Source organism: Nocardia sp. NPDC058497 (assembly GCF_042720195.1).
Lineage (GTDB): Bacteria > Actinomycetota > Actinomycetes > Mycobacteriales > Mycobacteriaceae > Nocardia.
Window position 1 is genome coordinate 19,436 of sequence record NZ_JBHXMY010000012.1, and the last position, 8,654, is coordinate 28,089.

An 8,654-nucleotide genomic window follows, 5' to 3' on the forward strand; every position below is an offset into this window, starting at 1 on the left:
TCATTGCGGCGCGGGCAAATTGGCTATCTGAACCATTTCCTGCTCCCTGGTGCGTGATGCCAGGATGCCGCGTCCAGGAGGGAGCTTCATCGGCCGGACGTCGCCGATGATTCTGCCTTCGTCGCGGGGGCCACTCATCACCAGCGTTTCGACGGACAGGTTCCGCAACGCGCCGAGGACGGGGTCATACAGTGCCCGCGAGACACCACCCATGCGGCGGGCGACGATGAAATGCAGTCCGACATCGCGGGCCTGCGGAAAATACTCCACCAGTGGCTGGAACGGATTCGCCACCGAATTGGGGGCGACCAAATCGTAGTCGTCGACCACGAGGTAGATTTCCGGCCCCGACCACCAGGCGCGCTCCCGTAACTGCTGCGCGGTGATGCCGGGGCCGGGGATGCGCGACGCCAGGGTATCCGCCACCGCCGCGATCATCGGCGCGGCCGTCTGCGATGAGGTGGAATATCCCGCCAGAGCGTCCCCGAACTCGCCGAGCATTCCGCGCCGGTAGTCGATCAGCACCACCTGCGCCGCCGCCGGGCTCGCGTTCTCGACGATGCCGGTGATGATATTCCGCAGGAGTGTGGTCTTGCCGTGTGCTGGGTCCGCGAAGGCCATGAAGTGCGGCTCGGTCGCGAAATCGAGTACCAGTGGCTGCAACTCGGATTCGCAGAGGCCGACGACCACCTTCGTGGGGCCCATCGAGATGCCGTGCTCCGCCGCGAGTGCGGGCAACGCTTCCCGGCTGAATTCCAGCGGCAACGTCCGCACCTCGGGAGCACGGCGCCGCCCGTACAGCGCGCTGAGTTCGGCGGCGGCCTCGCCGATGGCCTCGCTGAGGGTCGCCGGATCGGGGTCGGAATCCAAGCGGGGCAACGCGATCAGCATGTGCAGGTGATCGACCGTGATCCCACGGCCCGGCCGGTCGTCCGGGACCTGCTGCGCGACACGGCGATTGATTTCCGAATCGGTCGGATCGCCCAATCGCAGTTCTATCCTGGTACCGATCTGATCCCGGATCATCGGCCGGATCTCCGGCCATCGCGACGCGCTGATCATCAGGTGGATACCGTAGGACAGCCCCTGGGTGGCAATGGCATTGATCTGCGGCTCGAGCGCTTCGAACTCTTCACCGACCACCCGCCAGCCATCGATGACCAGGACCACGTCACCGAACCTGTCCGGTGGTGACGAAGAATCCGCTGCCTCGGACGCGGCGAAATTCCGTCGCCGATACTCCACGATCGACTCGATGCCCAGTTCGGCGAACCGCTGCTCGCGCCTGCGCAGCAATGTCGTCAGCTCGGCGATCGTGCGGCGTACCCGATCACCGTCCAAACGGCCCGCCACCGAACCGACATGCGGCACCCGAGCCAACCGCATGAGACCGCCGCCGCCGAAATCCAGGCAGTAGAACTGCACCTGCTCCGGGCTGTGCGTCACCGCCGCGGCCAGCACGATCGTCTCCAAGGTCGTCGACTTGCCCGCGCGCGGACCGCCCACCACGGCGACATGACCCTTGGCACTGGAGAGATTGATCGTCAGCACTTCGCGACGATGCTCGGACGGCTTGTCGATCACCCCGATGGGCATCCGCAGCCGGCCCGCCCGATTCACGGTCGACCGCCAATTCTGGTCGGGCAACAGCTGATCCAGCGTCGGAGATTCGTCCAGCGGAGGCACCCACAGCGGATACGCAGGCTTGCCGTGCCCGTGGATCCTCGACACCACGGCTTCCAGCAACGTGCGCTGCTCGATACTCCCGGTGCTCGCCCCGGGGCCGACCCGTTCCGACCGGTTCACATAGGCCGACTTGAACCGCAGCGGATCGGACGCTTCGACCTTCAGATAGCCGGAGCCGGGATCGCTGGCCAGATGGTAGGCGTCGGCGGTGCCGATGACGGCCCTCGACTCGGCGGCGGAAAACGTGCGCAGCACGATCCGGTAGGACAGATGTCGTTCCAGTCCGCGCACCTTGTCCTCCTCGAACCGCTGCGAGGCCAGCAGCAGGTGCACGTGCAGCGAACGTCCGAGCCTGCCGATCATCACGAACAGCTCGCTGAAGTCCGGTTTCTGGGCGAGTAGCTCCGAGTACTCGTCGACCACGATCAACAACGCGGGCAGCGGGCTCACCTGCATACCCGCCGCGCGGGCGCTCTCGTAATCGGAGACGTCGGCGAATTTCCCCGTCGCCCGGAGTATCTCCTGCCTGCGTTTCAGCTCGCCGGACAGCGCGTCCCGCAGCCGGTCGACCAGGGACAGATCTTGTTCCACATTGGCGATGACGGTCGACACATGCGGCAGCGATTCCAGGCCGGAAAAGGCCGCGCCACCTTTGAAGTCGACCAGAACCAGGTTCAGCGCATCCGGGGAATGGGTGGTGACCAAGGCGAGGATCAGGGTGCGCAAGAACTGCGATTTCCCGGAACCGGTAGCGCCGATACACAGCCCGTGCGGGCCCATGCCGTCCTGGGACGCTTCCTTGAGATCCAATTCGACGACGTCCCCGGTGGCGGTGACCCCGATCGGCACCCGCAACCGGTCGCGGCCGTGCCTTGTCCGCCACATCTCATCGACGTCGAAGTCCTGACCGGAACCGATGCCGAGCAGTTCGGTGAAGTCCACCTCGCCGTCCAGCGGAGACCGGCCGAGGCCGTCGAGCGCGAGCTCCTGCTGGTATCCCCGCACCAGGTCGACCAATTCGGCGGCGCCGTCGGAAATCTCCGCCGCACTCAGCAGCTCCGGCTGCAACTCGCGCAGATCCGGCATCGCGATGCGAAACGGCCGCTCGCCGAACAACGCCCAGCCCGGCCCGTCGGGAAGGCGGGCGGCGCGCTCCGGATGCAGTCGCGAATCCGCGGGGCGGTGCAATCGCAATTCGATATGCGCCGACAGCAAGTCGACCAGGTCACCGGGCGCCTCGTTCCAGTCGCGCGCGGTCACCACCAGATGGACGCCGTACTCCGGGCCCGCGCTCGCGATCTGCTTGATCCGGCCGTCGAACCCGGGGATCTGCTCGCGGAAGTCGCCGAGCCGGTCGATGAGCAGGAAGACATCGGGCACCGGACCGGCCAGCGTTGGCCGGGCGGCGCGCAAACTGGCCGGTGAATCGATACCGGCTTCCCGATATAGTCTTTTGCGGCTCCGGATCTCGGCGGCTACCCGGTCGAGGACCGCGTCCACCTTGTCCAGTTCGTCGTCGCCCACCGCCCTCGCGATATGGGGCAGCGCGCTCATCGAACCGAGGCGGTTGCTGGATTCGAGCACATACAGTTTCACCTGATCAGGTGAATGGGTCAGCGCCAATGATCCGGTGAGCGTCCGCAGCAGAGTGCTCTTGCCCGAGCCGGCCCGGCCGACGACGAAAAGGTTGCGATCCGCGCCCGCCAGATCCAGCCACACGGTTTCGCCCGGCACACCGTCGGTACGCCGCTCCTGCCCGATGGGAACCTTCAACCGGCCGGTCCCCCACCAGTTCGCCGCGCGCAGTCCACTGTCCGGCGTCTGTTCGAGCCGCCCGACGAGCGACCCGAGCTGCACCCGGTCGCCCACCTCGAGGAGGCTCGATTGCCGCCGCCGGACCCGGGCGATATAGACCTCGTCCTTGAAGACCCCGTAGTGGTTCGGCGTCTGCCTGGTTGTCCGGCTGCGGACATCGGCATGCACGAACGTCCACAGATCGTGGGTGCCGATCAGGCCGCTGCCGTTGTCGGCCTGGCCGGTGCCGATTCCCTTCACCAGCGCCGAGGTGAACACCGACAGGGGTGCCGAGTCACCGTCGGCGCGGCCCTCGGCCGCGGTCTCCACCGCGCTCGACGCGGTCAGCACGCAGATCCCGTCGCCCGCCGCGAGTTGCTGGGCGACATCGTCGATGGTCGGCGCGGACTTCATCACCTCGGAGCCGAGAAACGCGCCGCTGTAGCAGCAGTCGAGCACGATGATCTTCGCCGCTGCCGCGGACTCCCGGACCAGCTCGCGGATGAACGCCGAGGACACCGCCGTGCTGCTCAGCAGCTGCGGGTCGGTGTTTCCGACAGCCAGATACAGATTCTGGCGGGTGCGCAGACCATGACCGGAGAAATAGAACAGGATGACGTCGTCCGGTTCGGCGCCGCGGAAGACCCGCTCGATGCTGCGCTCGATCTCGGCCTTGGACTCGTTGATCAGCAACTCGGTCGGCCGGAAACCGCCGATCTCTGGGTCGCGCAACAGTTCCCGGAGTTGCTCCGCGTCCGAGATCGGCGCGTAGAGCCGCGACAGTCCGTCGAAGTGGTAGGTGTCGTTCGCTACGAAGAGCGCGATTCGCCGTCCGGTCGGACTACTCATCGGCCAGCAGGTCGCCGAACTTCTCGATGGCATTGTCGACCTGGGCCAGGCCCGGCCGGACAATGGTCACCTCTCGATCACCCTTCTTGATCGTGATCGAATCCGCCTTGGTTCGCTCCAGGAACTTGAGGCTGACATCCCGGATCGACCACACCACGGCACCGATCGCCCCGCTGGACACCAGCAGCTGGCCGATCTGCTCGACCGCGCCGGATTTCTGGCCGTCCGCCGCGGCTTTCGTCACCCGGCTGACCTGTAGTCCACCGATCTCGGACAGGTCGGTCTGTAGCTCGCCGGTCACCGCGTCCAGCCACTCGGCATCGCGACGTCCCCCGGAATTGATCACCAGCACAACGTCATCCATCGATCCGTCCTCCCTCACCGTGATCATCCTCGTCAGACCACTCTAACCAGGACGAAGCGAACCGACAGGTCGATTCACGGTGCGGGGCGCGGGCTCAGAACAGGGGGTCGTGGCGGATCGACTTGGCCTGGGTGCCCGCGGCCATCAGGCGGAACTTGGTGGTCTGCACCATCGACGGCGATCCGACGATCTGCACATCCCGATCCGCCCACGAGCCGTAGCTGGCGACGACCTTGCCGATCTGGCCGGTCATCCGCGGTTCCAGGCCCGGGAGGTCGCCCTGCGGTTCGCCGGACTCGTAGTACCACCAAGGGTTCTCGTCGCTCTCGGTGACGGGGGTGACCGAGAGCCACTTGTTGGCCATGGCCAGCTGGCTCAGCACTTGCAGGTCGTAGAGGTCGCACGGGTGGTGACCGCCGACGAACAGGTGGACCTTCGGGTTGACCCGGCGCTGGGCCATCGCCATGATCTGGGCGCGCAGTGGCGCGATGCCGGTGCCGCAGCCGACCATCAGCATCTTGCGCTTGGTGTTGCGCGGCACGCCGAGGCCGCCGAGCGGTGAACCGAGCAGCCACTGGTCACCGACGGCGGTGTGCGAGACCATGGACGGGCTGACCCAGCCGCCGAGCACGCTGCGGACGTGGAACTCGATCTCGCCGTTGACATTCGCGGGGTTGGCCGGGGAGAGATAGCGCCACATCCGGGGCCGCGCCGGTATCTGCACGCTGAGGTACTGGCCCGCCGCGTACTGCATCGGCTGGTCGAGCTGGACGCGGATGACGGCCAGGTTGCGCAGCACCTCGCGGCGTTCGACGACTCGGGCGGACCACGCCGCGGGCGTCGTCTCCTTGTCGGCGGCGCTGATCATCGCGCCGCTGATGGTGGCCAGGCCCTCGTCCCAGGCGGTGGCGACCTCGTCGGTCCACATCTCGGTACCCGCGAACTGGCGCATGGCCGACTTCAGCGAGTTGGCCACCGCGACATAGTGGGCGGGCTGCACACCGTACTTGCGGTGATCGCGCCCGAGCTGGGCGAGGAATGGCAGCAGCTTGTCCGGCTCTTCCAGCCGGTCCAGCGCGTAGCCGATCGCCGAGACGAGCCGTTCACGCTGGGAATCCATGGCCGCCGGGAAGTAGTCACGGACGCCTGGATAGTCCGTGAACAGGATCGAGTAGAACGACCTGGCTAGCTTCTCGGGCCCACCGTCTTCCGCAGCAACCGCCTTGAACGTAGTACGGATCAAAGCGACAGTCCGCGAATCCATATGTGTCACAACCTCGTTTCGCCATCGAACGCTAGCCGCGCCGGCGAGTGACGGGCTGGGAGGACACTCGTCAGCAGCCGATGCGAGAAGTCTAGGCGAGGTTTGCCAGCTTAGGAATCGTACTCTTAAACATCACGCATGTAATTCGTTTTAAACCGGTCGGTACCTGATCAGTACCAGCCAAAAACATACCAGCGGCCCGTGAATCAGGGGTGAACATGACCCCAAGATTCCTCAATCTTCCCGGCAATTGCGGCAATGGCGACCCGACGTGCCTGGTAGAGCGACCTTTCCGCTACGAACCCAGCACCCTCCGACCCGACGCGCCGTGCCACGACCCGCGGGGAGGGTGCATCGGAGTGGCTGGTCGAGAAGAGGGAATTGGCCTCCGATCGAGCCGAACTCAGCACCCTACCAGCAAACTTTCGTGATGATCCCGAGATATATGCCCACCTCAGAGCCCTGCGCTCCCGTAAGCCCCGGCCAAGGTCACGAATAAATGGGTTGCTGGATAGTCGCCAGCTGATCGCCGGGGATTGACCGGGGCACGAACGAGCCCCCGGCCCGCGTCCGCCGGAGCGGAGCGCGAACCGGGGGCTCGCCGAATCGTGGAACCCTACCGCCGGTGCCGCGGCTGCCACACCACGAGCGCGGTGCTGCGCTGGGGCGGCGACAGGTCGGGCCGGTAGCCCGCCCGCAACTGCTCCAGCTCCGCGCCCATCTCCTCGACGCGCTGCTGCAGCGCCTCGACCTGATTGGTGAGCTCGATGATGCGTTTGATGCCCGCGAGGTTGACGCCCTCGTCCTGCGACAGCCGCTGCACCTCGCGCAGCAGTTCGACGTCGCGGGTCGAGTAACGGCGTCCGCCACCCGAAGTGCGTTGGGGGGTGACCAAACCCAGCCGGTCATAGGTGCGCAACGTCTGCGCGTGCATACCCGCCAGCTGAGCCGCCACCGAGATCATGAAGAACTCGGCACGCGAGGTCCCACCCGACGCGGACTTCGGAGCCGGGTTCGGATCTGCGCCTCTCCCGGCGCCCTCCGTGGTCACGCTGCGCTACCTCCTCCGGGCGCTGAGCTCGATGCGCGGGGCCATCAAGCACCCGCCCATCCTGCACGCGGATCGAAGCCACCGGACTTCTCCGCCTCCTGATAGCGCTTGAGCGCATCGGTGGCGTCGGAGTCCAGGTTCTGCGGAACCGCGACCTTCACCGTGACCAGCAGGTCTCCGGCGCCGCCCGCCGCGCCGCGCTTGGGCACACCGCGACCGCGTACCCGCAGGATACGCCCGTCGGCGGTGCCCGGCGGCACCTTCACGCCGACCCGGCCGTCCAGCGTCGGCACGGAAACAGTTGTCCCCAGCACCAATTCGCTGTAGCTCACCGGGAGCACCAGGGTGAGGTCGTCGCCCTGACGGCCGAACACCTTGTCCTGGCTGACGTGCACGGTCACGTAGAGATCGCCCGAGGGCGCCCCACGCAGACCCGCTTCGCCCTGCCCGGCCAACCGGATCTTCTGCCCGTCACTGACACCGGGCGGGATACGGACGGTGATCGTGCGGGTGCGGTTCTGGATGCCGGTGCCCGAGCAGTCGGTGCACGGGTCGTCGATGATCGACCCGGTGCCGCGGCAGTCGTCGCAGGGCTCGCTGAAACCGAACGCGCCCTGATTACGGCTGACCACGCCGGAACCGTTGCAGTACGGACACACTCGCGGGCTAGTGCCCGGCTTGGCGCCGCTGCCGTGACACGTGGTGCACGGCGACGGGCTGGTCATCCGCAGTGGAACGGTGACGCCCTGGGCGGCCTCGCGGAAGCCCAGCGTCGTCTCGGTCTCCACATCGGCGCCGCGGCGCGGACGGCTCGAACCGCGCGCGCCACCCCGGTTGAACAACCCGCCGAGCAGATCGCCGAGCCCGCCGTCGCCAGGGGCGCCCGCGCCACCGGCCTGACCGAAGATGTCACCGATGTTGAAGTCCTGCGAGAAGCCGCCACCGGCACCGGGTGTGAACCCGCCACCGCCGTAGCCGCGACCGCCACCGCCGGCGAACAGGCGGCGCGTGTCGTCGTACTCCTTGCGCTTGGCCGGATCCGACAGCACGGCATTGGCCTCGCTGACCGCCTTGAACCGCTCCTCGGCCTTGGTGTCACCCGGGTTGGAGTCCGGGTGCAGGTCGCGGGCGAGCTTGCGGTAGGCCTTCTTGATCTCGTCCTGCGAGGCGCCGGAGGAGACACCCAGCTCCTTGTAGAAGTCCTTTTCGATCCACTCCCGTTGGCTCACCGGGCATCTCCTCCTCTCGCGTTCCTATTGATCGTCGCCGTCGGCATCCGAATCCGATGCCCCCACGGCCTCGGCATCGGTTACCCCGACCAGCGCGTGCCGAAGCACCCGTTCGCCGAACCGATAGCCCTTGCGCATCACCACGCCGATGACCGGATCGGCGCCCGAGCCCTCGTGCTGCACTGCCTCGTGCAGCGTCGGGTCGAACGACTCACCGGCAGCGCCGAACTCGACGAGACCCTGCTTGGTCAGCGCGGTCTCGAGCTTGTCGGCGACGGCCTTGAGCGGGCCCGCGGGCCGGGGGCCCGTGGCCCCGGGGCGGGGCCGAAGGGCGAGCACACCCCGCCAAAACGGAACACCCCCGCGCCGGGGCCCCGGGCTATTTGTCCGAACAAAACCCCGCGCCCCCCCGCGGGG

The 8,654-nt window shown here is 67.0% G+C and carries 6 protein-coding genes; all 6 read right to left on the reverse strand.

Going from position 1 to position 8,654, the window contains the following annotated elements:
- The gene (gene eccCb / locus ACFWPJ_RS01980; protein ID WP_378845961.1) at positions 1–4,329 is read right to left on the reverse strand and encodes a type VII secretion protein EccCb; all 4,329 of its coding nucleotides are present in this window, start codon (positions 4,327–4,329) and stop codon (positions 1–3) included.
- Positions 4,322–4,693 (reverse strand): hypothetical protein, encoded by a 372-nt coding sequence (locus ACFWPJ_RS01985; protein WP_378845963.1) that lies wholly within the window; start codon positions 4,691–4,693, stop codon positions 4,322–4,324. Before ACFWPJ_RS01985 ends, eccCb begins: the two co-directional genes overlap by 8 nt.
- 94 nt (positions 4,694–4,787) lie before the next feature.
- A complete protein-coding gene (locus ACFWPJ_RS01990) occupies positions 4,788–5,957 on the reverse strand; it encodes a globin domain-containing protein (RefSeq protein ID WP_378845964.1) in 1,170 nt (389 codons plus the stop codon).
- 616 nt (positions 5,958–6,573) lie between these two features.
- Complete coding sequence (locus tag ACFWPJ_RS01995) at positions 6,574–6,921, reverse strand: heat shock protein transcriptional repressor HspR (RefSeq protein WP_378845969.1); 348 nt, start codon at positions 6,919–6,921, stop codon at positions 6,574–6,576.
- 131 nt (positions 6,922–7,052) lie between these two features.
- Positions 7,053–8,237, reverse strand: coding sequence for a molecular chaperone DnaJ (gene dnaJ / locus ACFWPJ_RS02000; RefSeq protein ID WP_378845965.1), 1,185 nt, complete (start codon positions 8,235–8,237; stop codon positions 7,053–7,055).
- A 24-nt stretch (positions 8,238–8,261) separates the two neighbouring features.
- On the reverse strand, positions 8,262–8,654 hold a 393-nt coding region (grpE, locus tag ACFWPJ_RS02005), incomplete at its 5' end, for a nucleotide exchange factor GrpE (protein WP_378845966.1).